This is a genomic window from Kitasatospora sp. NEAU-CNBT7 (genome assembly GCF_057220535.1).
The window spans coordinates 93,266-118,340 of sequence record NZ_JBXQQB010000025.1 but is presented as its reverse complement, the minus strand read 5'-3'; the positions used below and the strand labels follow the sequence as shown (position 1 = coordinate 118,340).

At 73.4% G+C, this 25,075-nt stretch carries 20 protein-coding genes and 1 pseudogene; 12 read left to right on the top strand and 9 right to left on the bottom strand.

What is annotated here, in order from left to right; translation table 11 throughout:
- Window positions 1-52: 52 nt before the first annotated feature.
- The gene (locus AC2TEW_RS27565; protein ID WP_484626057.1) at window positions 53-700 is read right to left on the bottom strand and encodes a response regulator transcription factor; all 648 of its coding nucleotides are present in this window, start codon (window positions 698-700) and stop codon (window positions 53-55) included.
- 235 nt (window positions 701-935) lie between these two features.
- On the opposite strand from AC2TEW_RS27565, the gene AC2TEW_RS27560 reads away from it, so the two are divergent.
- The 3 genes from AC2TEW_RS27560 (at window position 936) to AC2TEW_RS27550 (ending at window position 3,741) form a co-directional block, all read left to right on the top strand.
- The gene (locus tag AC2TEW_RS27560) at window positions 936-1,226 is read left to right on the top strand and encodes a hypothetical protein (protein WP_484626056.1); all 291 of its coding nucleotides are present in this window, start codon (window positions 936-938) and stop codon (window positions 1,224-1,226) included.
- Window positions 1,227-1,560: 334 nt separating this feature from the next.
- Window positions 1,561-1,947: a roadblock/LC7 domain-containing protein gene (locus tag AC2TEW_RS27555; RefSeq protein WP_484626055.1), complete on the top strand. Its 387-nt coding sequence runs from the start codon at window positions 1,561-1,563 to the stop codon at window positions 1,945-1,947.
- Between the two features lie 72 nt (window positions 1,948-2,019).
- Window positions 2,020-3,741: a chloride channel protein gene (locus tag AC2TEW_RS27550; RefSeq protein ID WP_484626054.1), complete on the top strand. Its 1,722-nt coding sequence runs from the start codon at window positions 2,020-2,022 to the stop codon at window positions 3,739-3,741.
- A 10-nt stretch (window positions 3,742-3,751) separates the two neighbouring features.
- On the opposite strand, the gene AC2TEW_RS27545 is transcribed toward AC2TEW_RS27550, so the two are convergent.
- The 6 genes from AC2TEW_RS27545 to uvrB all read right to left on the bottom strand — a co-directional run bounded on the left by AC2TEW_RS27545 (window position 3,752) and on the right by uvrB (window position 12,781).
- Window positions 3,752-5,227: a peptidoglycan D,D-transpeptidase FtsI family protein gene (locus AC2TEW_RS27545; protein WP_484626053.1), complete on the bottom strand. Its 1,476-nt coding sequence runs from the start codon at window positions 5,225-5,227 to the stop codon at window positions 3,752-3,754.
- On the bottom strand, window positions 5,224-6,660 hold the full coding sequence (locus tag AC2TEW_RS27540) for an FtsW/RodA/SpoVE family cell cycle protein (protein ID WP_484626052.1): 1,437 nt from the start codon (window positions 6,658-6,660) through the stop codon (window positions 5,224-5,226). The genes AC2TEW_RS27545 and AC2TEW_RS27540 overlap by 4 nt, the downstream gene beginning before the upstream one ends.
- A gap of 12 nt (window positions 6,661-6,672) precedes the next feature.
- Window positions 6,673-7,629 (bottom strand): TerC family protein, encoded by a 957-nt coding sequence (locus AC2TEW_RS27535; protein ID WP_484626077.1) that lies wholly within the window; start codon window positions 7,627-7,629, stop codon window positions 6,673-6,675.
- A gap of 258 nt (window positions 7,630-7,887) precedes the next feature.
- Window positions 7,888-9,789, bottom strand: coding sequence for a TerD family protein (locus AC2TEW_RS27530; RefSeq protein ID WP_484626051.1), 1,902 nt, complete (start codon window positions 9,787-9,789; stop codon window positions 7,888-7,890).
- A 128-nt stretch (window positions 9,790-9,917) separates the two neighbouring features.
- Entirely contained in the window at window positions 9,918-10,499 is a 582-nt protein-coding gene (locus tag AC2TEW_RS27525) for a TerD family protein (RefSeq protein WP_033820137.1), read from the bottom strand.
- Between the two features lie 191 nt (window positions 10,500-10,690).
- On the bottom strand, window positions 10,691-12,781 hold the full coding sequence (uvrB, locus tag AC2TEW_RS27520; RefSeq protein ID WP_484626050.1) for an excinuclease ABC subunit UvrB: 2,091 nt from the start codon (window positions 12,779-12,781) through the stop codon (window positions 10,691-10,693).
- Between the two features lie 162 nt (window positions 12,782-12,943).
- Between uvrB and AC2TEW_RS27515 the strand changes: the two genes are divergently transcribed.
- On the top strand, window positions 12,944-13,588 hold the full coding sequence (locus AC2TEW_RS27515; RefSeq protein WP_484626049.1) for a lysophospholipid acyltransferase family protein: 645 nt from the start codon (window positions 12,944-12,946) through the stop codon (window positions 13,586-13,588).
- 21 nt (window positions 13,589-13,609) lie between these two features.
- Here the strand turns inward: AC2TEW_RS27515 and zapE are convergent, their stop codons facing one another.
- Window positions 13,610-14,677, bottom strand: a complete 1,068-nt coding sequence (gene zapE, locus AC2TEW_RS27510) for a cell division protein ZapE (protein WP_484626048.1) — start codon at window positions 14,675-14,677, stop codon at window positions 13,610-13,612.
- 113 nt (window positions 14,678-14,790) lie between these two features.
- Here zapE and AC2TEW_RS27505 point away from each other — a divergent pair, with 113 nt between their 5' ends.
- The 5 genes from AC2TEW_RS27505 to AC2TEW_RS27485 all read left to right on the top strand — a co-directional run bounded on the left by AC2TEW_RS27505 (window position 14,791) and on the right by AC2TEW_RS27485 (window position 20,674).
- Window positions 14,791-15,594, top strand: a complete 804-nt coding sequence (locus tag AC2TEW_RS27505; RefSeq protein WP_484626047.1) for a pyrimidine reductase family protein — start codon at window positions 14,791-14,793, stop codon at window positions 15,592-15,594.
- Window positions 15,595-15,725: 131 nt separating this feature from the next.
- The gene (locus AC2TEW_RS27500; protein ID WP_484626046.1) at window positions 15,726-16,190 is read left to right on the top strand and encodes an indole-3-glycerol phosphate synthase; all 465 of its coding nucleotides are present in this window, start codon (window positions 15,726-15,728) and stop codon (window positions 16,188-16,190) included.
- Between the two features lie 128 nt (window positions 16,191-16,318).
- On the top strand, window positions 16,319-17,695 hold the full coding sequence (gene murC / locus AC2TEW_RS27495; RefSeq protein ID WP_484626076.1) for a UDP-N-acetylmuramate--L-alanine ligase: 1,377 nt from the start codon (window positions 16,319-16,321) through the stop codon (window positions 17,693-17,695).
- 204 nt (window positions 17,696-17,899) lie between these two features.
- Window positions 17,900-18,307 carry a peptide-methionine (R)-S-oxide reductase MsrB gene (gene msrB, locus AC2TEW_RS27490; protein WP_484626045.1) on the top strand — a complete coding sequence of 136 codons (408 nt, stop codon included), beginning with the start codon at window positions 17,900-17,902 and terminating at the stop codon, window positions 18,305-18,307.
- Between the two features lie 144 nt (window positions 18,308-18,451).
- Window positions 18,452-20,674 carry a restriction endonuclease gene (locus AC2TEW_RS27485; RefSeq protein ID WP_484626044.1) on the top strand — a complete coding sequence of 741 codons (2,223 nt, stop codon included), beginning with the start codon at window positions 18,452-18,454 and terminating at the stop codon, window positions 20,672-20,674.
- 19 nt (window positions 20,675-20,693) lie between these two features.
- On the opposite strand, the gene AC2TEW_RS27480 is transcribed toward AC2TEW_RS27485, so the two are convergent.
- Complete coding sequence (locus AC2TEW_RS27480; protein WP_484626043.1) at window positions 20,694-21,602, bottom strand: GNAT family N-acetyltransferase; 909 nt, start codon at window positions 21,600-21,602, stop codon at window positions 20,694-20,696.
- A 244-nt stretch (window positions 21,603-21,846) separates the two neighbouring features.
- On the opposite strand from AC2TEW_RS27480, the pseudogene AC2TEW_RS27475 reads away from it, so the two are divergent.
- From AC2TEW_RS27475 to AC2TEW_RS27465, 3 genes and pseudogenes are all read left to right on the top strand, one after another.
- A pseudogene (locus tag AC2TEW_RS27475) lies at window positions 21,847-23,116 on the top strand (MbnB/TglH/ChrH family RiPP precursor modification enzyme).
- Between the two features lie 66 nt (window positions 23,117-23,182).
- Window positions 23,183-24,217 carry a TIGR04222 domain-containing membrane protein gene (locus AC2TEW_RS27470; RefSeq protein WP_484626042.1) on the top strand — a complete coding sequence of 345 codons (1,035 nt, stop codon included), beginning with the start codon at window positions 23,183-23,185 and terminating at the stop codon, window positions 24,215-24,217.
- Window positions 24,218-24,298: 81 nt separating this feature from the next.
- The gene (locus AC2TEW_RS27465) at window positions 24,299-25,069 is read left to right on the top strand and encodes a TIGR04222 domain-containing membrane protein (RefSeq protein WP_484626041.1); all 771 of its coding nucleotides are present in this window, start codon (window positions 24,299-24,301) and stop codon (window positions 25,067-25,069) included.
- Window positions 25,070-25,075 lie beyond the last annotated feature (6 nt).

Genomic DNA, 25,075 nt, shown 5'->3' with positions numbered 1-25,075 from the left:
CGGTGTTTCGTGGTCCCGGTCCGTGCGGTTCGGGTCTCGGCTGTTGGTGCGACTACTCCACCAGACCTCGGCGCATCCCTTCGGCGACGGCGGCGGCACGGTCGGAGACGCCGAGTTTCTCGTACAGTCGTGCGGTGTGGGTTTTGACAGTGCTGACCCCGATGAAGAGTTCTCCGGCGATCTGGGGGATGCTGAGGCCGCGGACGAAGCCTTGGAGTACCTGGCTCTCACGTTCCGTGAGGATGGGGGCATCGTGGGCGGCGCGTAGGCGGATCTCCCCGGCAAGGTCGCCCGCGAGTTCGGGGGGGATCACGGTCAGGCCTTTGGCCGCGCGGAGAACCGCCTGCACGATCTCGGAGCGGCTGGAGTCCTTGGGGAGGTATCCGGCGGCGCCTTCCTCCACGGCTTTGAAGACGATGGAGCTGTCGGTGACGGCGGACAGCAGCAGGACGCGGGTGGGGACCTTGTCGCGGGCGATGGCATGGACCACTTCGGTGCCGTCGAGCCCGGGCATGCGGTAGTCCACGACCGCTACATCGGGCTGGTGCTCCTTGATGGCGGCGAGTGCGTCCGTGCCGTTGTCGGCCTCGGCGACGACCTCGATCTGGCCGCTCAGGGTGAGCCCCCGTGCGATGCCTTCGCGGTAGATGGGGTGGTCGTCGGCGACGACGGCCGTGACCTTGGCACCTTGCCCGGACATCGGCACTGTGTCCTTCCGCGCGGGGACGGGGAGCGGGCCGACCTGTGGCCGCGCCCGCCTGTCCAGGATAGATCGAGAACCCCGGGGCGGCCCTGGGAGGCGCGGCGTCTGCGAGCCCGGCGGTGTGCCCTCGGGCCTGCCCTGTCTGCTCTTAGCGGGTGGTTGAGGAGGCGGAAGACTGCAGGGGCGGCCCCGGCGGGATGTTCCGCGGGCGTCTGGCCCGCCCCTGCTCCGGTTGTACGACGAGAACGATGAGGGATCTATGTGGGAGAACACGGCCGGTGTGGAGCAGGACGATCCGCTGACGCCGATCTACGGCGCGATGGTCCGTGAGTGGGCGGCGTTCGGGCTCGCGGTGCCGGGTGACCGTTCCGGTGAGTCCCCCGGCGCTCAGCAGGAGCACGGCGATCGGCCGACGCCTGCGCTCGGCCAGCTGGTCGTCCGATCGGAGGACTCCCGCGAGGGGGCGGACGAGGTTGGGTGGAACGGTCCGTTGCTTTCAGCGTTAGTGAGGCGATCCCCATGAGCAGCCTTCGCACCATCGACCCGGCGGCCGTGTCCGAGGCTTACGCGTTCGTCTGTCTGTCCTGTGGGGCGGGGTGGGAGGCGGACTACGAGATCACGCACGAACACTGGGAAGGCGGGGTGCACGTTCAGTATCACCGGGCGGGGCAGGTCGTTCCCTCTCCGCTGACCCGGCCGGAGTGCGAGCGCTGCGGCGGACATCGTCTGCGGACGATGCGGGCCGGCCGGGTGGCGGCAGTGCAGCAGCCCGGGTGGGGCCCAGGGAGCCGTGTCCGGACAGGTCGGGGCAGGGGGCTGCGGGCGCTGTTCGGCCGACGGCACTCCTCGGTGGCGGCATGAGCGGGCGGGTTGCGCAGGCCGGTGATCTGCAGGTGCTGATCGACGCCTGTGCGGCGGCCGTCGAGGTGTCCCATGCGATGGTGGTCTCGCAGGACGGCCTCGTGCGTGCCCTCTCCGTGGACTTCCCCCGCGACCAGGCCGATCAGGTGGCGGCTCTCGCCTCCGGGCTGGCGTCGTTGTCCGACGGGGCCGCTCGTATCTTCCGCGGCGGGGGCGTGCTGCAGACGGTCATCTCGATGGACCGCGGAGTGCTGATCACCATGCCTGCCGGGGGTATGCATACGGTAGCGGTTCTTGCCGAGGCGGGCTGTGATCTGGGCGCAGTCGGTTACGAGACTGCCGTACTCGCCGAGCGGGTTCGGGGAGAACTGCCCGTGTCCTGACCTGGGTGCGGGCCCTGGGGCGGCCACACTGGTCCGGTGGATATCCAACGGAGTGCGTCCCGGACTGCGGGTATGCCGCTCGTACGGGCGGGCCGACGGGGCGCCGAGGCGCTGCGCCGGAACCAGGGCGGCTTGGTGGTGCTGGCGCTGGTGGTGGGGGTCGGCGCGGGGCTCGGGGCGGTGGCCTTCCGGTGGCTGATCGAGGCGGTGACCCGCGTGCTGTCGGGCCATCGCGACTACGTGGCGGCAGGCCATGCGGACAACCCGCTGGTTCCGTGGCTGGGGCGGTACTTCGTCCTGTTCGCACCGGTGGTGGCCGGCGCGGTGTACGGGCCGTTGGTATACCGGTACGCGCGGGAGGCTCGCGGGCACGGCGTCCCGGAGGTGATGTACGCGGTGGCCCGGCGTGGCGGGCGTATTCCGGCGCGGGTCGCGGTGGTGAAGGCCCTGGCGTCGGCGCTGTGCATCGGGGGTGGCGGCTCGGTGGGCCGGGAAGGGCCCATCGTTCAGATCGGGTCGGCCCTGGGGTCGAGTCTGGGGTCGGCGCTCAGGGTCGATCAGGAGCGCACGCGCATGCTGGTGGCCTGCGGGTCCGCCGGGGGGATCGCGGCGACGTTCAATGCGCCGCTGGCCGGGGTCTTCTTCGCCATGGAGCTGATTCTGCGGGACTTCGCCGCCCACAGTTTCGGCATGGTGGTGATCACTTCGGTGACGGCGGCGGTGGTCGGGCGTTCGCTGCTGGGTGATGCGGCGTTCCTGCAGCTTCCGCAGCTGGAGGTGCGGCATGTCGCCGCTTACGGGTTGTTCGCGCTGCTGGGGGTGGTGGCCGGGGTGGTGGGGGTGGCGTTCACCAAGGTGCTGTACCTGGTGGAGGACGGGTGTGACGCGCTCTGGCGCGGTCCGGAGTGGCTGCGCCCTGCGGTGGGTGGGTTCCTGCTGGGGGCGGTGTTGCTGGTGCTGCCACAGATGTACGGGGTGGGGTACCCGGTCCTCGCGAAGGGTGTAGCGGGCGGGTACGAGGTCGGGTTCCTGCTGGTCCTGCTGGTGGGGAAGATCGTGGCGTGCAGTCTGACGATCGGGATCGGGGGCTCGGGCGGGGTGTTCGCGCCGAGCCTGTTCGTGGGGGCGATGCTGGGCAGCGCGTACGGGAAGGTGTGGGGGGAGGTGGCTCCCGATGTGGTGGGGTCGTCATCGGTGTGGGCGGTGGTCGCCATGGCGGCTGTGTTCGCGGGGTCGGCGCGGGCGCCGATCACCGCGGTGGTGATCATGTACGAGTTGACGGACGAGGGCGGGCTGATCCTCCCCTTGATGGTGGCCGTGGCCGTGGCGACAGGGGTCAGCCATGCCTTGAGCCGGGAGACGGTCTACTCGGCGAAGCTCCGGCGCCGGGGAGTGGATCTGGATGTGACGGGGCCGGCGGCGGTCTCGGTGGAGGCTGCCATGGCACCCACTGCGGTACTACCGGTCGGCACGTCCCTCGGTGAGGTGGTGGATGTGCTGGCGGGGGGCGGGCAGGACGGTGTGCCGTTGGTGGACGGAGTCGGGCGGTACCAGGGGACGGTGAGCGCGCTCGCCGCGGCCGACGCCTTGGCCTCTGGGGCCGCCTCAGCGCGTCCGGCATCGGAGGTGGCGTCTTTCCCCCCGGTCTTGACGCCGGATCAAAGCCTCGACCGGGCATTGGAATTGTTCACCCGAACCGATGATTCCGGCCTGCCGGTGCTGGACACCGAGGAGCAGGTGGTGGGGTGGTTGTCGCACCGTGCGGTCTTGGCGGCGCTGTATCCGACGGGTTGAACGGACGGGGTCACACCCGCAGGGCGGCCTTGAGGATCGTCTTGGCGACGGGGCCGGCCACAGCACTGCCCGAGATGTCGTTCCGGTTGGCTGCTCCGTTCTCCACCACCACGGCGATGGCGACCTTGGCGCCCTTGCCGTTGTCCCCGTAAGCGGTGAACCAGGCGTATGGGATCCCTGTGTTGTCGACGCCGTGCTGGGCGGTCCCGGTCTTGCCTCCGACGGTGGCTCCGGGAAGGGCGGCGACGCGGGCGGTGCCGGCGCTGACCGTGGACTGCATGGCGGACTGCAGGGCCCGCGCGGTCTTCTGGCTCATGACCCGGACGGCGGCCGGGCGGCTCGGAGTGGTGGCTCCGGCTTTGTCGACCATGGTGGGCCGCCGGAGCAGACCGTCGTCGGCGATGGCTGCGCTGACCATGGCGATCTGCAGCGGGGTCGCGGTGACGCTGAACTGCCCGATTCCGGTCAAAGCCGTCTGGGCGGCGTCCATTCCCGTGGGGTAGACGCTGGTGGATGCGCGCACCGGAATGTCGACGTCCGACTGGTTGAAGCCGAACTTCTGGGCTTGGGCTGCCATCGTCTTCTCCCCCAGGTCGGCGGCGAGTTTGGCGAAGACGTTGTTGCAGGAGTACTGGAGGGCGACCCGCAGGGTGGCGTTGCGGCACGGCGCGGAGGCGTTGTCGTTGGGCAGGGGGGTACGGGTGCCCGGCAGTGTGTACGGGTAGGGGCTGTCGGTGGGCTGGTCCACCGAGGTGTAGAGGCCTTTCTCCAACGCCGCCGCGGCGGTGACGAGTTTGAACGTGGAGCCGGGCGGATAGGTGGCGCGCAGCGCCCGGTTGAGCATGGGTTTGGCTGGGTCGTCCTGAAGGGCTTTCCAGGCTGCGTGGTCCTTGCTGGTGGAGCCTGCGAACGTTGCAGGGTCGTAGGAGGGTGTGCTGACCAGGGCGAGGACGCGCCCGGTTCCGGGGTCGATGGCCACTGCGGCACCGGTCTTGCCCTTGAGCGCCTCGTAGGCGGCTTGTTGGATGCGTGGGTCGATGGTGGTGAGGACGTCTGCGGGGCGGCGTTCTCCGGTGAAGGCGCCCAGCGGGCCGGTCAGCGTGGGGTCGGTACCGGAGATGACCTTGTCGTAGATCCCTTCCAACTGGGTGGTCCCGTAGCTCTGTGACGAGTAGCCGGTCACCGGTGCGTACATCGGACCGTCGGTGTAGGTGCGTTTGTAGGGCAGTCGCAGGCCGGTGTCGACGGATCCGGTGACGGGGCGGTCGCCGACGTAGATGTTGCCGAGCGGTTGGGCGTAGCGGGCGATGGCGTTGCGGGCGTTGGCGCGGTGGTTGCGGTTGTCGGAGGCCGAGAGGACCTGGATCCAGGTGGCCTGGGCGAGCAGAGCCAGGATCAGGAGGAGACAGATGGTGGAAGTACGGCGCAGGGCGTGGGCGGCGTCGGGGCGTTCCGACGATCGGCGGCGTCGGCGCAGTCTCGTCACGGAGCTGGGTCCTTGGGTCTACTCGTGAAGGGGTGTCGGCCGGATCTGCTGGGGGTTCGGTGGCCGATGGGTTCGGGTGGAGGACCGGGACGGTATGCGCGGTCGCTCAGGCGCAGGAGCAGCGCGACGATGATCCAGTTTGCGGTGAGGGCCGATCCGCCGAGTGCCAGGAAGGGCAGGGCCTTGCCGGTGAGGGGGACCAGGCCCATGACGCCGCCGGCCACGACGAAGACCTGGAGGGCGAGGGTCGCGGCGAGGCCGACCGCGACCAGACGTCCGAAGGTGTCCTCGGTCAGGTGGGTGGCGGTGCGCAGGGCGCGGGTGACCAGCAGCAGGTACAGGAGCAGGACCGCGGTGACACCGGCCAGGCCGAGTTCCTCGCCGATGCCGGTGAGGATGAAGTCGCTGCGTCCGGCGAATCCGATGAGTTCGGGGTGTCCCTGGCCGAGGCCGGTTCCGGTCACGCCGCCGGCTGCGAACCCGAAGAGTGCCTGGGCAGGTTGTTCGGAGACGATGCCGGGTGGACGTTGGGCGGGGGGCAGGTAGATGGCGGTGGGGTCAAGCCAGGCCGCCACCCGGCCTTTCACATGTGGTTCGGTGGCGCCGACGACTCCTGCCCCGGTAGCGCCGAGCAGCAGGCCCGTGAGGACCCAGCCTGCTCTGCGGGTGGCAACGTAGAGGAGGATGACGAACACGCCGAAGAAGATCAGCGAGGTGCCCAGGTCCCGTTCGAGGACGAGGATGAGCAGGCTGACGGCCCAGACGACCAGGAGTGGTCCGAGGTCCCGGCCGCGGGGCAGGGCTATGCCGAGGATCCGGCGTCCGGCCAGGCTGAGGGTGTCGGCGCGGGTGGCGAGGTAGCCGGCGAAGAACACCACGATCGCGATCTTGACGATCTCGCCCGGTTGGAAGGAGAGCGGGCCGAGGATGATCCAGCGTTTGGCGCCGTAGATGTCACCGGGGAACAGGGCCGGGGACATCAGCAGGGCGAGGGCGGTGAGGGCGGTGACGTGGGGGTAGCGCTGAAGCCGCCGGTGGTCGGGGAGCAGGGCGAGGACGGCCATGAGCAGCATCAGGGAGACGGCTGCCCATTTCAGCTGGCCTGCTGCTGTGGGGGCGGAGGCGTACGCATGGTCGAGGCGGTCGATGAACGCGATGCCGAGGCCGGTGAGTAGGAAGGCGATGGGGAGGATCAGCGGATCTGCGCAGGGCGCCCAGCGGCGGACCGCGAGGTGCGCCAGCAGGGCCGTGCCGGCGACGGTGAGTGCCAGGACGTCGAGGTTGCCGGACGGTGCGCTGTCCAGGGCGAGGTCGTAGGAGGCGGTGGCCGCCAGAACGACCGCCACCGCCAGGGCCAGCAGCAGGAGTTCCAGACGGCGTAGGCGCGCGCCCGGGGCGCTGCCGCGCCTGGCGCGAGTGGGAGGGACCGTCACGATCGGGGGATCTCACGCATCGCCGACTGCGGCGGCCTGCTCCTGCTGCTTCCTGGAGGCGATCAGGCTGGTCACGGTGGTCACCGCGAGCACCACCACGATGAAGCCGAGGGAGAGCGGGATGCCGATCTCCGGGACGTGCACGCCGCTCTCGTGCAGGGCGTGCAGCACCAGCTTCACCCCGATGAAGCCGAGGATCACCGACAGGCCGTAGCTGAGGTGGACCAGCTTCTTCAGCAGGCCGCCGATCAGGAAGTACAGCTGCCGCAGGCCCATCAGCGCGAAGGCGTTGGCGGTGAAGACGATGTACGGGTCCTGGGTCAGGCCGAAGATCGCGGGGATGGAGTCCAGCGCGAACAGCACGTCGGTGGTGCCGATGGCCAGCATCACGATCAGCATCGGGGTCATCAGCCGGCGGCCGTTCTCCCGGATGAAGAGCCTGGTGCCGTGGTACTTGTCGGTCGACGGGAAGCGCTGCTCGATCGACTTCAGCAGGCGGTTCTCCTCGAACTCCTCGTCCTCCTCGCCCGCCCGGGCGTCCTTGATCAGCTTCCAGGCGGTCCAGATCAGGAACGCGCCGAAGATGTAGAACACCCAGGAGAAGGTGGTCACCAGGGCCGCGCCGCCGGCGATGAAGACCGCCCGCAGGACCAGCGCGATGATCACGCCGACCATCAGCACGCGCTGCTGGTAGATCCGCGGCACCGCGAACTTGCCCATGATCAGGATGAAGACGAAGAGGTTGTCGACGCTGAGCGACTTCTCGGTGATGTACCCGGCGAAGAACTCACCGGACGGCTGCGATCCGCCGTACCACCACAGGAAGCCGCCGAAGGCGACGGCGAGGGCGACCCACACCGCCGTCCAGATCCCGGCTTCCTTGATCGACACCTCGTGCGGCTTGCGGCCGCCGATGAAGAAATCGGCCACGATCAGGGCCACCAGGACCCCGATCGTGCCGGCCCACATCGCTACGGAAACGTCCACTGCTGCTCCTCCGGCAGGTCGGCGGGACACACGTCGTCTGCCGGAGGTCTCCTCCGCCCGCCGCGCCCGACGAGCGGGGCGCGCGGACCAGTGGCCCGGGCTGCCGGATGGCCGGCTGCCGTGATGACGGACGCACTGCGACGGGAGTACTCCCCTCCGCTTCGGTCCACCGTACCAAAAAACACCAAGAAAAGGTAAAGAGATCTCCCCGGAAGGTAAAAGACCGGGGTGGGGGCCGGGTCAGCGGGCCGCCCGGCCGGCCATCGCGATCCGCTCCAGCAGCGCGGGCAGCACAAGGCCGCCGGGCTCCGGGACCGCCGGGGTGTACGTCCACAGGTGCTCGACCCAGGGGTCCGCCAGGTACTCCTGGGGCACCGGGGCCATCCGGGTCAGCCCGCGCCAGAACGGGTCCAGCACCGGACCGTACGCCCTCGCCTCGGCCCGGTCCGCCACCACCAGCAGGTGCACCCCGGCCTCGGGGCCCTCCTCGGCCAGGTAGCGGAGCTTGGCGATGGTGCCGTCGTCGAAGCCGTACGGGAAGTCGTGCACCAGCAGCAGCCGGGCGGCCGGGTCGACGTGCGGCGGCAGCGCCTCGGGCGCCCCCGCGCGGCGGGCCATCTGCATCAGGTCGACCCGTTCGACCAGGGTGGTCAGCAGGGCGGCGACACCGGCCGCGTCGGTGGCCGGCGGGCCGGTGAGCAGCCCGGCCCGGGCGAACGGCGCGAGCGAGGCGCTGCCGCCGCCGGGGTCGACGACGTGCAGCAGCAGGCCGCCCGGCGGGTGGCAGGCCAGCAGCCGGGCGGCGGTGGCGGCGGCCACGGCGCAGGCCGCCGCCTTGCGCTCGGCCGCGTCGGTGAACGGGCCGCCGGCGGACTCCGGGGCGGACCCGTGGTCCACCCAGAGCCCGCGGCCGAGCGGGAACCGCAGCAGCATCGGGACCCGCAGCCCCGGGTTCTCGGGCAGGTTCAGCTCACCGATCCGCACGCCGTGCGGCGGCTCGGCGACGGGCGTCCAGCCGGCCCAGACGGCGCTGTCCCAGGCCGCCATCGGGGCCGGCATGGCCTCCTCGACCACCCGCAGCTCCGCCAGCAGCTGGGCGGTGTCGCGGTCCAGCACCTCGCGGGCGCGCGAGACCAGGTCGTCCCGGCGGGCGCGGGCCTGCATCCGGCCGAGCTCGGCCTCGGCGCCGAAGCGGCTGCGCGGGTCGGCGAGCAGGCCCTCGATCTCCTGGTCCTGGCGGCGGTCGGCGTACTCGACGGCGGAGCGGTAGGCGGCGGCCGACCGGGCCGCGTCCTCGAAGATGCCCCAGACCTGGTTGTAGAGCCGCTCGTCCATGGTCCAGCCGGGGGCGTCACCGGCGACCGGCGCCTCGTGGCCCGCCGCCGGGGCGGTCGCCGCCGGGGCGGTCGCGGGCGGGGCGGTCGCGGGCGGGGCGGTCGCGGGCGGGGCGGTCGCGGGCGGGGCGGTCGCGGGCGCCGGGGTGGCGGGCGGCGGCGTGGTGCCGGGGGCGGGGCGTCTCGGGTGGGCGATGTTCAGCGGGCCGCTCCAGCCGCCGGCCGGGGCGGGAGCGGGCGTCGCGGCCCGGGCCGGTGCCCCGGCGGGACCGGCGGGGACGGGGGCCGGGGTGAGGGCGGCGGCGAGGTCGGCGGGCCGGTCCACCCCGTGGTCGCGCAGCAGCGCCTCGGCGCCCCCGGCGTAGCCCTGGCCGACCGCGCGGACCTTCCAGATCCCGCCGCGGCGGTACAGCTCGACGGCGATCACGGCGGTCTCGTGGCCGAGCCCGGTGAGCGGGAAGACGGCGAAGTCGGTCCCGTCCGGGCCGGCCAGCGCCGCGCGGGGTGCCGCGGCGGCGGTGAACACGCCGCCCGGCGGAAGCACCAGCGCCACCGGGAGCCGCTCCACGCCGGGCGGGAGCGCGGCCAGGTCCACCCGGACCTCGTACTGCTCCGCCGGGCCGGCGGGCACGGTCACCCCGGGCAGCACGGGCGCGCCCGGGTGGGCGACGTGCCCGGTCCCGGGGATCCGGCCGTCGGCGTCGCCGAGCAGCACCACGGCCGCCGGGTGTCCGGCGGCCGTGAGGCGGATGGTCACTGCGGTGTGCGGCAGCGGGAGGTTCTGCCCCCGCACCAGCTCGGCGGCCATGGCGCTGTTCCTCTCCCCCTGCGTTGCTCTCCGCTACGACGCCGGCTCCGGGCACGGCCGGGGGCCGGGCCGGAGCCGGCGCCGGACACCACCGGGCCGGACACCACCGGGCCGGACAATCGGGCCGGTCAGAGGAAGGGGGCGATGTCCGGGAGCATGTCCTGGAAGGTGCGGGCCTTGGCGGGCGCGCCGATCGCGGTCATCTGCCAGCCGCCGGAGGCGTCCCGGACCACCTTGGCCATGATCTGGCCGGTGTGCGCGCCGCCGCCGGCGAGCTCGTAGCGGGCCAGCTCGGTGCCGTTGGTCTCGTCGACCAGGCGGCAGTGGGCGTTCTCGACCTCCTGGAAGGTCTGGCCGGTGTAGGAGCTCACGGTGAAGACGATCTGGGTGATGTGCACCGGCACCCGGGCCAGGTCGACCAGGATCGACTCGTCGTCACCGCCGGCGCCGACACCGCCGACCACGTTGTCGCCGGTGTGCCGGACCGAGCCGTCGTTGCTCACCAGGTGCTGGAAGAACACCACGTCCGAGGGCGTCTTCTCGGCGTACAGCAGCGCCGAGGCGTCGAGGTCGACCTCCTTGGTGCGGCGGCCGAACAGGCCGCGGCGGGCGGCGGCCTTCCAGCCGAGGCCCATGCGCACGACGGTCAGCGACTCGCCGGTGGACTTCTGGAGGCTGACGCTCTGGCCCTTTGCCAGGTTCACCGACACGGTGCTGTCCTCTCTCGGATGGCCTCGGTGCCGACACCGGTCGAGGCCCGTACGGGCGGGTCGCAGAGCTTCCCGCGGCCAACCCTATGGCCTGACCGGGGGTCGCCAGGTCAGGACCGGTGGTTTGTGGCGCTCCTGAGACAAACCGCGGGACGGGCCGCGGGCCCCGGGAGCGCCGTCCGGGCGGCGGGTCAGGCCATCCCGGCCTCGCGCATCTGCCGCAGTTCCTTCTTGAGTTCCCGGATCTCGTCCCGCAGCCGGGCCGCCACCTCGAACTGCAGCTCGGCCGCGGCGGTGTGCATCCGGTCGGTCATGTCCTGGATCAGTTCGGCGAGTTCGGCGGCGGGCAGGCTCTTGGGCGGCTTGCTGCCGGCCCCGAGCGAGGGCACCGGGGCCTTGCCCTTGCCCTGCTGCCGGTAGCCGGTGGCGAGCAGTTCCTCGGTGTCCACGTCCTCGCGGGACATGGTGGCCAGGATGTCGCCGATCTTCTTGCGCAGCGGCTGCGGGTCGATGCCGTTGGCCTCGTTGTACGCCTGCTGGACCGCGCGGCGGCGGTTGGTCTCGGAGATCGCCAGCTCCATCGCCGGGGTGATCTTGTCGGCGTACATGTGGACCTGGCCGGAGACGTTGCGGGCGGCGCGGCCGATGGTCTGGATCAGCGAGGTGCCCGACCGCAGGAAGCCCTCCTTGTCCGCGTCCAGGATCGCGACTAGCGAGACCTCGGGCAGGTCGAGGCCCTCGCGGAGCAGGTTGATGCCGACCAGCACGTCGTACTCGCCGGCCCGCAGCTCGCGCAGCAGCTCGACCCGGCGAAGGGTGTCGATGTCGCTGTGCAGGTAGCGGACCCGGATGTCGAGGCCGAGCAGGTAGTCGGTGAGGTCCTCGGACATCTTCTTGGTGAGGGTGGTGACCAGGACCCGCTCGTCCCGCTCGACCCGCTTGCGGATCTCGTGCACCAGGTCGTCGATCTGGCCCTCGGTGGGCTTGACGATCACCTCGGGGTCGATCAGGCCGGTCGGACGGATGATCTGGTCGACCACGCCGTCGCCGCGGGAGAGCTCGTACTTGCCGGGGGTGGCCGAGAGGTAGACGGTCTGCCCGATCCGCTCCAGGAACTCCTCCCACTTCAGCGGGCGGTTGTCCATCGCGGACGGCAGCCGGAAGCCGTGCTCGACCAGGGTGCGCTTGCGGGAGGCGTCGCCCTCGTACATCGCGCCGATCTGCGGGACGGTGACGTGCGACTCGTCGATCACCAGGAGGAAGTCCTCCGGGAAGTAGTCGAGCAGGGTGTTGGGCGGGGAGCCGGGCTCGCGGCCGTCGAAGTGCATCGAGTAGTTCTCGACGCCCGAGCAGGTGCCGATCTGGCGGAGCATCTCCAGGTCGTAGGTGGTCCGCATGCGCAGCCGCTGGGCCTCCAGCAGCTTGCCCTGCTTTTCCATCCGGGCGAGCGTCTGCTCCAGCTCCTGCTCGATGTCGTTGACCGCGCGCTCCATCCGCTCCGGGCCGGCCACGTAGTGGGAGGCGGGGAAGACGTAGACGGAGTCGTCCTGGCTGATGATCTCGCCGGTGAGCGGGTGCAGGGTGTAGAGCGCCTCGATCTCGTCGCCGAACATCTCGATCCGGACGGCGAGTTCCTCGTAGACCGGGAAGATCTCGATGGTGTCGCCGCGGACCCGGAACGTGCCGCGGGTGAAGGCGAGGTCGTTGCGGGTGTACTGGATGTCGACGAAGCGGCGCAGCAGGGCGTCCCGGTCGACCTCCTCGCCGACCTTGAGCTGCACCATCCGGTCCACGTACTCCTGCGGGGTGCCGAGGCCGTAGATGCAGGAGACCGAGGCGACCACCACCACGTCGCGGCGGGTGAGCAGCGAGTTGGTGGCGGAGTGGCGCAGCCGCTCGACCTCCTCGTTGATCGAGGAGTCCTTCTCGATGTAGGTGTCCGTCTGCGGGACGTACGCCTCGGGCTGGTAGTAGTCGTAGTACGAGACGAAGTACTCGACCGCGTTGTTCGGCAGCAGCTCGCGGAACTCGTTGGCCAGCTGGGCGGCCAGCGTCTTGTTCGGCGCCATCACCAGGGTGGGCCGCTGGAGCTTCTCGATCATCCAGGCGGTGGTCGCCGACTTGCCGGTGCCGGTGGCGCCGAGCAGGACGACGTCCTTCTCACCCGCCCGGATCCGGCGCTCCAGCTCGGCGATGGCCGTCGGCTGGTCTCCGTTCGGCTGGTAGGGGCTGACGACCTCGAAGGGCGCCACGGACCGCTCGATACTCGTGATGGGACGCACGACACCACCGTACGGCCAGGCACCGACAGTCCGGGCGGGATGCGGCGGTGCGGGGGCCGGGGACGGGTGCGGGGCCCGGGATGAGTACGGGGGCTCAGGCCGGCCGCCGCGGACGGGCGGGACACTGGGGTGCCCGTTCCGGCACCGAACCGAGGACCGCAGATGCTCAGCACCGTCGCCCGTACCGTCGTCCCGGCCCTCGGCCGCCTGCGGGTCAGCACCGAGGAGGGCGCCGGGATCGCCCCGGGCAGCGTGCTGGCGGCCAACCACTCCTCGCTGGCGGACCCCGGGGTGGTGCTGGCCGCACTGGACCGGCTGGGGGTGCGGCCGGTGGTGCTGGCCACCGCCGGGCTGTGGCGGATCCCGGTGCTGCGCGGCGCGCTGGTGCGCGGCGGGCACATCCCGGTGCACCGGGGCAGCGAGCGGGCCGCCGAGGCGCTGGAGGCGGCCGCCGAGGCGCTCGCGGCGGGCCGGGTGGTGGTGATCTACCCGGAGGGCCGGCTGCCCCGGCGGGTGGACGCGGCGGACAGCGCACCCGGGCCGTTCCGGACCGGCCTGGCCCGGCTGGTGGCGCGGACCGGAGCGCCGGTGGTCCCGCTCGGCCAGGCCGGCTCCCGGCGGATCAGCTCGGGGTCGACCGCCAAGCAGCTGGCGGGTCTGGCGACCGCGCCGCTGCGCCGGCCGGTGCTGCACGTGCACGTCGGTGCGCCGGTGCGGCTGGCCGGCGAGGTCGAGGCGGCGACGGCGCAGGCGCACGCGGCGGTGACGGCCGCCTGGCGGACGGCCTCGCGGGCGGCCGCCCGGTAGGGCCGCGGCGGGCGGCCGGGGTCAGGACTTGGCGCTGTCCCGGGCCAGCGCGACCAGGCGGGAGATCGCCCGCAGGTACTTCTTGCGGTAGCCGCCGCGCAGCAGCTCCTCCGGGAAGACCTGGTCGAAGGGGATGCCGGAGGCGGTGATCGGCAGCTCCCGGTCGTACATCCGGTCGGCGAGGACGACCAGCCGCAGCGCGGTGGACTGGTCGTCGACCTGGCGCACGCCGCGCAGGAAGACCGACCGGACGTCGTCCAGCAGCGCGCCGTAGCGGCTCGGGTGCACCTCCTTGAGGTGCTCCAGCAGGGCGTCGAAGTCGTCCAGCACCGCGCCGGGCGCCCGGCCGGCCCGCTCGGTGACCTCGGCGTCGGAGTACGGCGGCGGCGCCTCGGGCAGGCCGCGGTGGCGGTAGTCCTGGCCGTCGATCCGCAGCGGGCGGAAGTGCGCGGACAGGCCCTGGATCTCGCGCAGGAAGTCGGTGGCGGCGAACCGGCCCTCGCCGAGCTTCTCGGGGAGGGTGTTGGAGGTGGCGGCGAGCTTGACGCCGTTCTCGACCAGCCGGCTCAGCAGGGTGGATACCAGCACGGTGTCGCCCGGGTCGTCGAGCTCGAACTCGTCGATGCACAGCAGGCGGTGCCCGGACAGCGTCTCGACGGCGCCCTTGAAGGTGAGCGCGCCGACCAGGTTGGTGAGCTCGACGAAGGTGCCGAACGCCTTGGGGCCGGGGGTGGCGTGCCAGAGCGACGCCAGCAGGTGGGTCTTGCCGACGCCGTAGCCGCCGTCCAGGTAGATCCCGGAGGGGCCGGCCGGGGCCGGGGCCGAGCGCCGGAACCAGCTGCGCCTGGGGGCGGCGGCCGCGCCGTTGAGTCCGGCGGCGAACTGCTCCAGCACCTGCACGGCCTCGTACTGGCTCGGCTGGGTGGGGTCGGGGAGGTAGCTGCCGAAGCTGACCCCGGTGAAGCGCGGCGGCGGGACCATCTCGGCGACCAGGCGCTCGGCGGAGACGACGGGGCGGCGGTCGGCGAGCGCGGCCGGGCGGGCCACGGGTATCGCCTCGGCGGTCTCGGGGTGAGGGGCAGCAGACACGTGGAAAGGGTACGCCTTGCCGTGCACCCCGCCGACGCGCGAGGGCCTGTGCGACCGCTCCCGCCGGGCGCGCGCGCGTGGTCGGGCAGGCCCCGGGTGGGAGACTCTGCCCCATGCAGCAGCTGATCAATCCCCTGTCCGGGCCGGTGGACGACCTGTGGTCGCTCGCATCGCTGGCCGAGGTGTACGCGTACCCGGAGCAGGTCGGCCGCGGCCTGCCGTGGCTGCGCGCCAACATGGTCAGCGGCCTGGACGGCGCGGCCCGGCTGGACGGTCTCTCGGAGGGGCTGTCCGGCGACGCCGACAAGCGGATCTTCGGTGTTCTGCGGGCGCTGGCGGACGTGGTGCTGGTGGGCGCGCAGACGGTCCGCGCGGAGGGGTACCGGCCGGCCCGGGCGCGCAAGGAGTTCGCGGCGGCCCGCGCGGCGGCCGGGCAGCCGCCGGCACCGGTGATCGCGATCGTCTCGCGCGGCCTGGACCTCGACCTGACGGCGCCGCTGTTCACCGCGCCGCTGGTCAGGACGGTCGTGGTGACCTGCGAGAGCGCGCCCGCCGAGGCTCGCCGGGCGGTGGCCGCGGCGGCCGACCTGGTGGTGGCGGGCGAGGACGCGGTGGACCTGCCGGCGGCGCTCGCGGAGCTGGCCCGGCGGGGCTGGCACCGGCAGCTGACCGAGGGCGGCCCCCGGCTGCTGGGCCAGCTGGCCGCGGCCGGTCTGCTGGACGAACTCTGCCTGTCGCTGGCGCCGGTGCTCAGCGGCGGGGAGTCGCCGCGGATCCTGCACGGTCCGGCGCTGCAGTCCGCCGCGCGGATGCGGCTGGTGTCGCTGATCGAGCAGAACGGGTTCCTGTTCACCCGCTACCTGCGCGCCGCCGACACCGCGGCCGGGACGGCGGCCGGGACCGCGGCCGGGGCCTGATCGGGCCCGGTACCGGGTGTTCCCGCCCCACCGTGGCCCATGTGGCGCGTGAGCAGCGTGAGGAAAGCTTCCTCCGGGCAGTATGAGAAGGGACGCCGGACCCGGGGGCCTGCAACCGCGAAGGGACTCACGTGTTCAAGACCGTATTGATGATCGAAAAAGCACTCTCCGACGCCGATGTGGAGCTGGTCACCACCCTCCACGGCGAGGAGAAGGTCTCCTTCGTCGTCCTGATGCAGCCGCGCGGACGGCAGGACGAGCTGCTGCGCGCGCTCGACGACGTGGCCCTCGGCCATCTCGACAAGGCGGTGCACGAACACGAGGGGGAGGCGGCCGACAGCCCCACTCTTGCGAGCGAATCCCTCGCGCACAGCCTGCGCCACCTGCAACGCGCGGGGGCCGAGGCCAGCGGCGAAGTGGTCCAGGACAGCCCGCTGGACCGGCTGCGCGAGGTGGTCGAGCAGCACCGGGCCGACGAGGTGCTGGTGCTCACCTCCCCGCACTTCGTGGAGGAGTTCTTCCACCGGGACTGGGCCTCCCAGGCCCGGCACAAGGTGGGTGTCCCGGTCCTGAAACTGTTCGCCCGGGACTCCTAGGCCCCACCGTCCGGTAGTGCAGAATCGTCCTTGCGGATCCTCCGCGAGGACGATTCGCCGTCCTGCCGCCACGGCCGCCCCGCCGCACCCGAGTACGGAGCACTCTCTTGAACGACGCCGCCCACGACCTGCACGCCCCGCACTTCATCGGTATCGGCGGCGCCGGCATGTCCGGCCTGGCGAAGATCCTCGCGGTGCGCGGCGCCAAGGTGTCCGGCAGCGATGCCAAGGAGTCCGAGACGGTCCTGGCGCTGCGCGAGCTCGGCGCCGAGGTGCACATCGGCCACGCCGCCGAGAACCTGCCCGCCGGCACCAGCAGCGTGGTGGTCTCCAGCGCGATCCGCACCGACAACCCGGAGCTGGCCGCCGCCCGCGAGCGCGGCATCCCGGTGGTGCACCGCTCCGACGCGCTGGCCGCGCTGATGGGCGGGCGCCGGGCGCTGGCGGTGGCCGGCACCCACGGGAAGACCACCACCACCAGCATGCTCGCGGTCAGCCTGGCCGAGCTGGGCCTGGACCCGTCCTACGCGATCGGCGGCGACCTGGACGCCCCCGGCTCCAACGCCCACCACGGCACCGGCGAGATCTTCGTCGCCGAGGCCGACGAGAGCGACCGCAGCTTCCACAAGTACGCGCCCGAGGTGGCGATCGTGCTCAACGTGGAGCTGGACCACCACGCGAACTACGCGTCGATGGAGGAGATCTACCAGTCCTTCGAGACCTTCGTCGGCCGGATCGTGCCCGGCGGCACCCTGGTGGTCTCCGCCGACCACGAGGGCGCCCGGGAGCTGACCGCCCGGGTGGCCGGCCGGCCCGGCCTGAACGTGGTCACCGTCGGCGCCGCCGAGGACGCCGACGTGCGGGTGCGCTCGGTGGTCGCCCGCGGCATGACCAGCGAGGTCACCGTCGAGCTGGACGGCGCCGAGCTGGTCTTCACGGTGTCGGTGCCCGGCCGGCACTACGCGCACAACGCGGTCTCCGCGCTGGCCGCGGGCGTCGCCCTCGGGGTCCCGGCCGCCGACCTGGCCAAGGCCATCGGCAGCTACACCGGCGTCCGCCGCCGCCTGCAGCTCAAGGGCGAGGCGGCCGGCGTCCAGGTGATCGACTCCTACGCCCACCACCCCACCGAGATGACCGCCGACCTGGAGGCGATCCGGGAGGCCGCCACCGGCCGGGTCCTGGTGGTCTTCCAGCCGCACCTGTTCAGCCGCACCCAGCAGCTGGCCGAGGAGATGGGGCAGGCGCTGGCGCTGGCCGACGCCTCGGTGGTGCTGGACATCTACCCGGCCCGCGAGGACCCGATCCCCGGCGTCACCAGCGAGCTGATCATCGACGCGGCCCGCCGGGCCGGCGCCGACGTCACCGCCGAGCACTTCTTCGCGGCCGCCCCGGCCCTGCTGGCGGGCCTGGCCCGGCCCGGCGACCTGCTGCTCACCATGGGTGCCGGTGACGTCACCAACCTGGGCCCCGAAATTCTGGCGCGCCTCGCGGACGTTGCAAGCTAACGCGTGTCTTACGGATCGGGCCCGGGCGGCCCACGGCGTACCGGACGGGCACCCGCCGGGCGCAGGATGGGGGTGCTCCCGGCCGGCGGCCGGGGGCGCCGTCCACGCACCGGCAGCGGTGCGTCGCCGGCCCGGCCCGCTCCGCGGGAGGCGCGCCGGGTCTGCGAGCGACAGGCCCGACACCAGCGAGCCGGGGAGCCAGCCGTGAGCTACGAGATCGAGAAGACCGACGCCGAGTGGCGCGAGCAGCTGTCCCCGGAGGAGTACCACGTGCTCCGCGAGGCCGGCACCGAGCGCCCGCACGTCGGCGAGTACACCGACACCAAGACCGTCGGGGTGTACGCCTGCCGGGCCTGCGGCAGCGAACTGTTCAGCAGCGAGACCAAGTTCGACAGCCACTGCGGCTGGCCCTCGTACTACGCGCCGCTCGCCGGGGACCGGGTCGAGTACATCGAGGACACCACGCTCGGCATGCGCCGGGTGGAGGTCCGCTGCGCCCGCTGCGGCGGCCACCTCGGGCACGTCTTCGAGGGCGAGGGCTACGGCACCCCGACCGACCAGCGGTACTGCATCAACAGCATCTCGCTCACCCTGCGGCCCGCCGACGGCTGAGCGGGGACCGGGGCGGGCCGGTGGTCCGGGCGGGCGGCGGCGCGCGCCCGGGAAGCCGCTGAGTAACCGTCCGATCACCGCTGCCGCCGGGCCGCCCGCGCCGTGCCAGACTGATCATCGGTCAGGACGGCGGGGAGGCGCGCGGTGGCACAGCGGTACGGCACGGGGGTACTCGGGATGCTGGCGCAGGCCCAGCGCGAACAGCACCGCCAGGCGGAGGCCCAGCGCCGCTCCGCCGCCGCGGCGCAGGCCCGGTACGAACGTGACCAGCGGGCCGCCCAGCGCGCCGCCGCCCAGGGGCAGCGCGAGGCGCTGCGCGCCTACCGGCAGGCCAGGGAGGACGACGCGGCCCGGCGGACCGCCGAACTCGACGCCCGGATGGCGCAGTTGCGGGGCATCCTGGCGCAGGGGCTGACCGGTCCGGCGTTCGGCCTGGCGCAGCTGGGGCAGGCCGTCAAGCCGGCCCCGTTCGACCCCGGGCAGCTGGGCGTGCCGGTCACGCTGCCCGACCAGTCCTGGTACCACGTGGTCCCGCCGACCGGTCAGCAGCTGCTCGACCCCGGCATCCGCCGGGAGTACGAGGACCGGCTCGGGCACGCCCGGGCCCGCTTCGAGCACGACTGGTACGCGGCGCAGGCCGCCGAGCAGCAGCGGCTGCGCCAACTCGAGGAGTACCGGGCGCAGTACGACGCCTGGGCCGCCGGGCAGCGCCGGGCGGCGGCCGCGCAGGGCGAACCGGCCCGGCGGCTGGCCGCCCGGCTCGCGGCGGGCGAACCCGCCGCGGTGGCGGAGTACTTCGAGACCGCGCTGGCCTGGCGCGGCGACTGGCCCGACGGGGTGCCGCAGGAGAGCTCGGCCGCCTGGGAGCCGGACCGGCGGCTGCTCGCGGTCGACGTCCTGCTGCCCGGGTACGAGGTCGTCCCGGCGCTGGCCCGCTACCGCTACGTCAAGGTGGACGACCGCGAGGCCGAGGTGAACCGGTCGGCCACCGAACGCAAGGAGGTCTACCGCGAGGTGCTGGCCCAGTGCGCGCTGCGGGTGCTGACCGAACTCTTCCGCGCCGACGCCGACGGGCTGCTCGACTCGGTGGCGCTCAACGGCTACGTCCCGGCGCCCGACCCGGCCACCGGCCGCCCGGACCGGCGGTACCTGCTGTCGGTCACGGTGACCCGCACCGGCCTGCTGTCCCTGGCGCTGGACCGGGTCGAACCGGTCAGCTGCCTGGTCGACGGGCTCGGCGGGGCGCTCTCGGCCCGCCCGGAGAAGCTCCAGCCGGTACCGGCCGCCCGGCCCGCCGACGCCACCGCCGCCGCGCCGGAACCCGCGGCGCCCGTCGCGGCCGGCCGCCCGGCGTCCGGCGACGGCGAGGAGCCGGACCTGTTCGTGATGGACCCGCTGGAGTTCGAGGAGCTGGTCGCCGAGCTGTTCCGCCGCCGCGGCTTCCTCACCAGGACCACCGCGCGCAGCGGCGACCAGGGCGTGGACGTGGTCGCCGAGGACCCCGACCCGATCACCGGCGGACAGATCGTCATCCAGGCCAAGCGCTACCGGGGGCGGGTCGACCCGACCGCGGTCCGCGACCTGGACGCCACCCGGGTCCACCACGGCGCGAACAAGGGCATCCTGGTCACCACCGCGACCTTCGGCAAGGGCTCCCGGGACTGGGTCAAGGGCAAGCCGCTGACCCTGGTCGACGGCGAACAGCTGGTGGAGCTGCTGCACCAGCACGGCCTGGCCGGCCGGCTCGGCGCCCGCCCCGGGACCGCCGGTGCCGCGCGCCCCCGCACCGCCCCGGCCCGCACGACCCCGGCCCGCACGGAGCAGGCCGAGCCGCTGGCCCCCGGGCAGAACGTCGTCCTGCCCGACGCCGACCTCGCCGAACTGTCCGTCGTGTTCGGCGCCGCCGGGGCCGAGGCCGACCTCACGCTGCTGCTGCTCACCGCCGACGGCACCGTGCGGGGCGACCAGGACTTCGTCTTCTACCACCAGCCGCGGGCGGCCGGCGGCGCCGTGGTGCTCGGTCCGAAGGGGACGTCCGGCGGCCGCACGACCGAGACCGCGACCATCCGGCCGCGCGTGCTGCCGGCCGCGGTCCGGCGGGTCGCCGTCTCGGTGAACATGGACACCGACGCGGGCACCGACTGCGGGCAGCTGCGGGACGCCCGGCTGGAGGTGCGCGGCGCCGCCGGTACCGGCTGGACCTTCACCCCGCCCGCCGACCCCGGCATCTCCGCGATGCTGGTCGCCGAGGTCTACCGGCACCGGGCCGGCGCCGCCGACGAGGTGTGGAAGCTGCGCGCGGTGGGCCAGGGCTGGTCGGACGGCCTGGCGGGCCTGGCCCGCGCCCACGGGGTGGAGATCGAGTAGCCGGCGCCGCCCGGCACCGTCAGGGGGCGAGGTCCCGGACGTGCTTCAGCTCGCCGGCGCAACGCCGGTAGCCGAGCCAGGCGTTGATCGCCAGCATCGGCCCGTTGGTGCCGTCGTTGCTGGTGTACGCCGCGGTCAGGCCGGCCGCGTGGGCCCGGTGCAGGGAGTCCAGCTTGGCGAGCTTGGCCAGGCCCCGCCCGCGGAACTCGGGACGGGTGGCCGTGAAGGCCGACCAGTACCGGGTGGCGCCGTCGGTCTGCACCGCGCTGAGCGCCGCCGGGACGCCGTCCGCCACCGCGACGACGCTGAGCGCGCGGTCGAGGTCCGGGCGGTCCCAGACCTCGGCGAGCCACTCCTCGTACGGCTGGGCGTCCAGTCGCAGGTCGCCCGGCTCGTCCAGGGAACCGGCCACGTCGATCAGGTACAGCGGGTACGGGTCGGCCAGGAAGGCGTCGGCGCCGCGCAGTTCGACACCGGGCGGCGGCGGGGTGAGCGGCGGCAGGGCGGCGGTCAGGTCCAGGTGCCCGAAGTAGGCGACGCGGCCCGCGCGGTAGCCGTACCGGGCGGCGAAGGCCAGGTCGCCCGGCCGGTCGTCGACCCAGCCGTGCACCCGGGTGGTGCCCTTGGCCCGCAGCACCTGCTCGGCGGCGGTCAGCAGCGCCGCCCCGGCGCCCCGGCGGCGGTGCTCCGGCACCACGCTGACGTTGAGGAAGGCCTGGTGCGGGGTGACGCTGTCGGTCAGCTCGCCGAACCTGGCCGAACCGACCACCAGACCGTCCGACTCCGCGACCAGCAGGTGGTAGCGCGGGCGGGCGGCCAGCCAGCCGACCAGCTCGGGGGTGGAGACCAGATGCGGCCGGCCGGCCTGGTGGGCGGCGGTCGCCGCGACGGCGTCGGACGGGCGGAAGGCACGGACGGTGACAGTCATAGGCGGGCCACGTTAGCCACTCCGGTGGCCGGGCGCCGCTGAAATATCCGGGGCCCCGCGGAAAGCTCAAGTTCAGCTCTGAGATTGCCGGGGACGGGTTGGCAGCGGGCCCCCGGGGATACACCCTCAGCATCAGGGCGGGCGCGCGACGGAGCCCCCCGCCCGGGCCGGTACCTTTGCCCTTCTTCCCTGCCTTTCCTCTCCCATGCCGCTTCGGCAGCACCTCCGGAAGGAGGCGTCACCCATGACACACCGCACCGCGGCCACCACCGCGGCCGCGCCCCGGCTGGGCGTCGGCATCGGCTGGCGGTCCGAGATCGACACCGTGGTGGAGCGGCTGCCCGGCCTCGACTGGGTCGAGGTGGTCGCCGAGAACATCTGCGCCGGGCACCTGCCCGAGTCGCTGACCGCACTGCGCGCCCGGGGCGTCACGGTCGTCCCGCACGGCGTCTCGCTCGGCCTCGGCGGCGCCGAGCCGCCGGACCGCGCCCGGCTGGCCCGGCTCGCCGAGGTGGCCGGGGCACTCGCCGCGCCGCTGGTCACCGAGCACCTGGCGTTCGTCCGGGCGGGCGGCCTGGAGGCCGGGCACCTGCTGCCGGTGCCGCGCACCCGGGAGTCGCTGCGGGTGATCGCGGAGAACGTCCGGATCGCCCAGCAGGAACTGCCGGTGCCGCTGGCCCTGGAGAACATCGCCGCCCACCTGCGCTGGCCCCAGGACGAGCTCACCGAGGGCGAGTTCCTCGCCGAACTGGTCGAACGGACCGGGGTCCGGCTGCTGGTCGACGTCGCCAACCTGCACACCAACCGGGTCAACCTCGGCCTCGACATCGGCGCCGAACTCGACCGGCTGCCGCTGGAGGCGATCGCCTACGTCCACGTGGCCGGCGGCATCGAGCGCGGCGGTGTCTGGCACGACACCCACGCCCACCCGGTCACCGCGCCCGTCCTGGAGGTGCTGGCCGAACTCTGCGCCCGCACCGCACCGCCCGGCGTCCTGCTGGAGCGGGACGCCGACTTCCCGCCGCCGGCCGAACTGGCCGGCGAACTCGACGACATCCGCCGGGTGCTGACCCAGCAGGTGCAGCATGTCTGAGCGCGACGAGTACGTGCTGCGCGGCGGCGACGGCGAGGCCGACCCCGAACTCCTGATGGCCCGCGCCCGGCTCGCCCGGCAGCAGACCGACCTGCTGGCCGCCCTGGTCGCCGACGGCCCGGTGCCCGAGGGCTTCGACCCCGAGCAGGTCCGCACCCAGGCCGAGGGCCTGGCCGCCAAGCGCCGGGACACCGTCGCCCGGGTGGCCCCGGACCTGGCGGCGATCCTCGGCGAGGCCTACGACCCGCTGTTCCGCCGGTACGCGCGGCAGCACCGGCAGAGCGGCGGCTACCGGGCCGACGCCCGGGCGTTCGCCGAGTGGGCGCTGACCGCCGAGCCCGCGACACCCTGGCGCGGCGCCCTCACCCAGTGGCTCCGGCCGGCCGGCACCGGGCGGCTGCGCCGCCGCTTCGGCCGCTGAGCCGGGCCGGCCCACCGGCCGGCCGCAGCACCACCTCACGACCCATCCGACGGGGGACGACACACCATGTGGCACACACACTTCCTCATCGCCTGCGCCCTGGTGGCCGTGGGCATGATCTGGACCTCCACCGCCCTGCGGCGGATGCGGCGGGTCCCCAACCCGCAGGGGCTGCCGGGCCGCGGCCTGGGCCTGTTCGACACCGCCTTCCTGGCCGGGGGGCCGGGCCGGGTCGCCGACACGGCGGTCGTCCGGATGGAGCGCGAGGGCCGGATCGTGGTCTCCCGCGACCGGACCGTCACGGTCACCGACCCGGCGCCGCGCGACGCCGTGGAGGCGGCGCTGATCGAGGCGGCCGGCCCGGCCCGCCGCCTGGACCTCGACGCGCTGCGCCGCAAGGTCGCCCGCGCGGACGCGGTGCAGGAGATCGGCAACCGCCTCGCGGACCGCGGGCTGATGCGCCGTCCGGACCTGCACCGGGCCGTGGTGCGGGCCCGCCGCTTCTGGCTGCTGGCCATGGCGGCCACGGTCGTCCTGGGAGTCCTGGCCTCCATCGCCTGGATCCACCGGATCTCCGAGGAGAACGAGTTCTCCTTCCCCCCGTTCCCCGCGTTCGCCGTCCTGCTGATCGTCGGCCTGATCGGCCTGGTGTCCACCCGGCCGGGCCGGGCCCGGATCACACCGGCCGGAAAGCGGCAGCTGGCCATGATGCAGCAGGGCGCGCCCTGGCGGCCCCACGACACCGGCTCCACCTCGACCGCGGACCTGCTGCTCTTCGGCGGGGTGGCGCTCGGCGGCGCGGCGGTGCTCAGCGACGACGTGCTGCGCCAGAACCTGCTGCCGCGGATCGGCTCGGCCTCGGCGGGTACGTCGGACTCCTCGGGCTCCAGCTGCTCGACCGCCGTGTGGTGCGGCAGCAGCTCGGACTCCGGCTCCTCCTCCAGCAGTTGCGGATCGTCGAGCAGCTGCGGCTCCAGCAGCAGTTGCGGATCGTCCAGCAGCTGCGGGTCCTCCTCGTCCAGCTGCGGATCGTCCAGCAGCTGTGGCTCCAGCAGCAGTTGCGGATCCAGCTGCGGCGGTGGCGGCGGCTGCGGGTCCTGACCGGGACGGTTCGGTCACAGTTCGGTATCGCGGTCCGGGGTTGTGTTCCGCCGGTGTCCCGGACCGGAATACAACAGCCCCATGTGGCTGCTCCTGCTGATCCCCGCCTGCGTCACGGCCGTCGTCTCCTGCCTGCGGCTGGTCCGGGTCGCCGCCACCTTCGGCCCCGACCCGGACGGTCCGCCGGCCGCGGCCGGGCAGCCGGCCGGCGTCGGCCTCTACGAGACCGCGTACCTGGCCGGCGGGCCGACCCGGGTGGTCGACCTGGTGCTGGTGCTGATGGCGGCCCGGGGCCGGCTGCACCTGGCCCACACCGGCTGGACCACGGTGGTCGACCCGCAGGGCCGCAGCCGGCTGGAGCGGGCGCTGATCGGCTCGGTCGGCCGCGACGGCCAGTGCCGGACCGCCCGGCTTCGCACGCTGCTGGCCGGGCACCCGACCGTACTCGAGATCGGCGAACGGCTCGCCGCGGCCGGGCTGGCGACCCCGCCCCGGGTCCGCGAGGCCACGGTGCTGGCGGTCCGTCAGGTCAGGACCGCGTTCCTGGCGGCGCTGGCCCTGCTGGCGGCGGCGCTGCTGCTGGGCGGGCCCGGGACGGCGGGGCCCGCGGCGGCCTGGTTCGCGCTGCCGCTGGTCCTCACCGGCGGGACGCTGCTGATGGCCCGGGTCGACGTCCACCCGTACACCCGGTGGGCCGCACCGGCCGGGCAGCGGGTGCTGCGGGCGGCCCGGCTGCCGCAGCAGCACGGCGGGCCGGTCGACGACGCCGAGCGCGAACTGCTCACCGCGGTCGCGATGGTCGGCCCGCAGGCCGTACCGGACGCGCGGCTGCGGGCGGCGCTGCTGCACTGAGCGCGG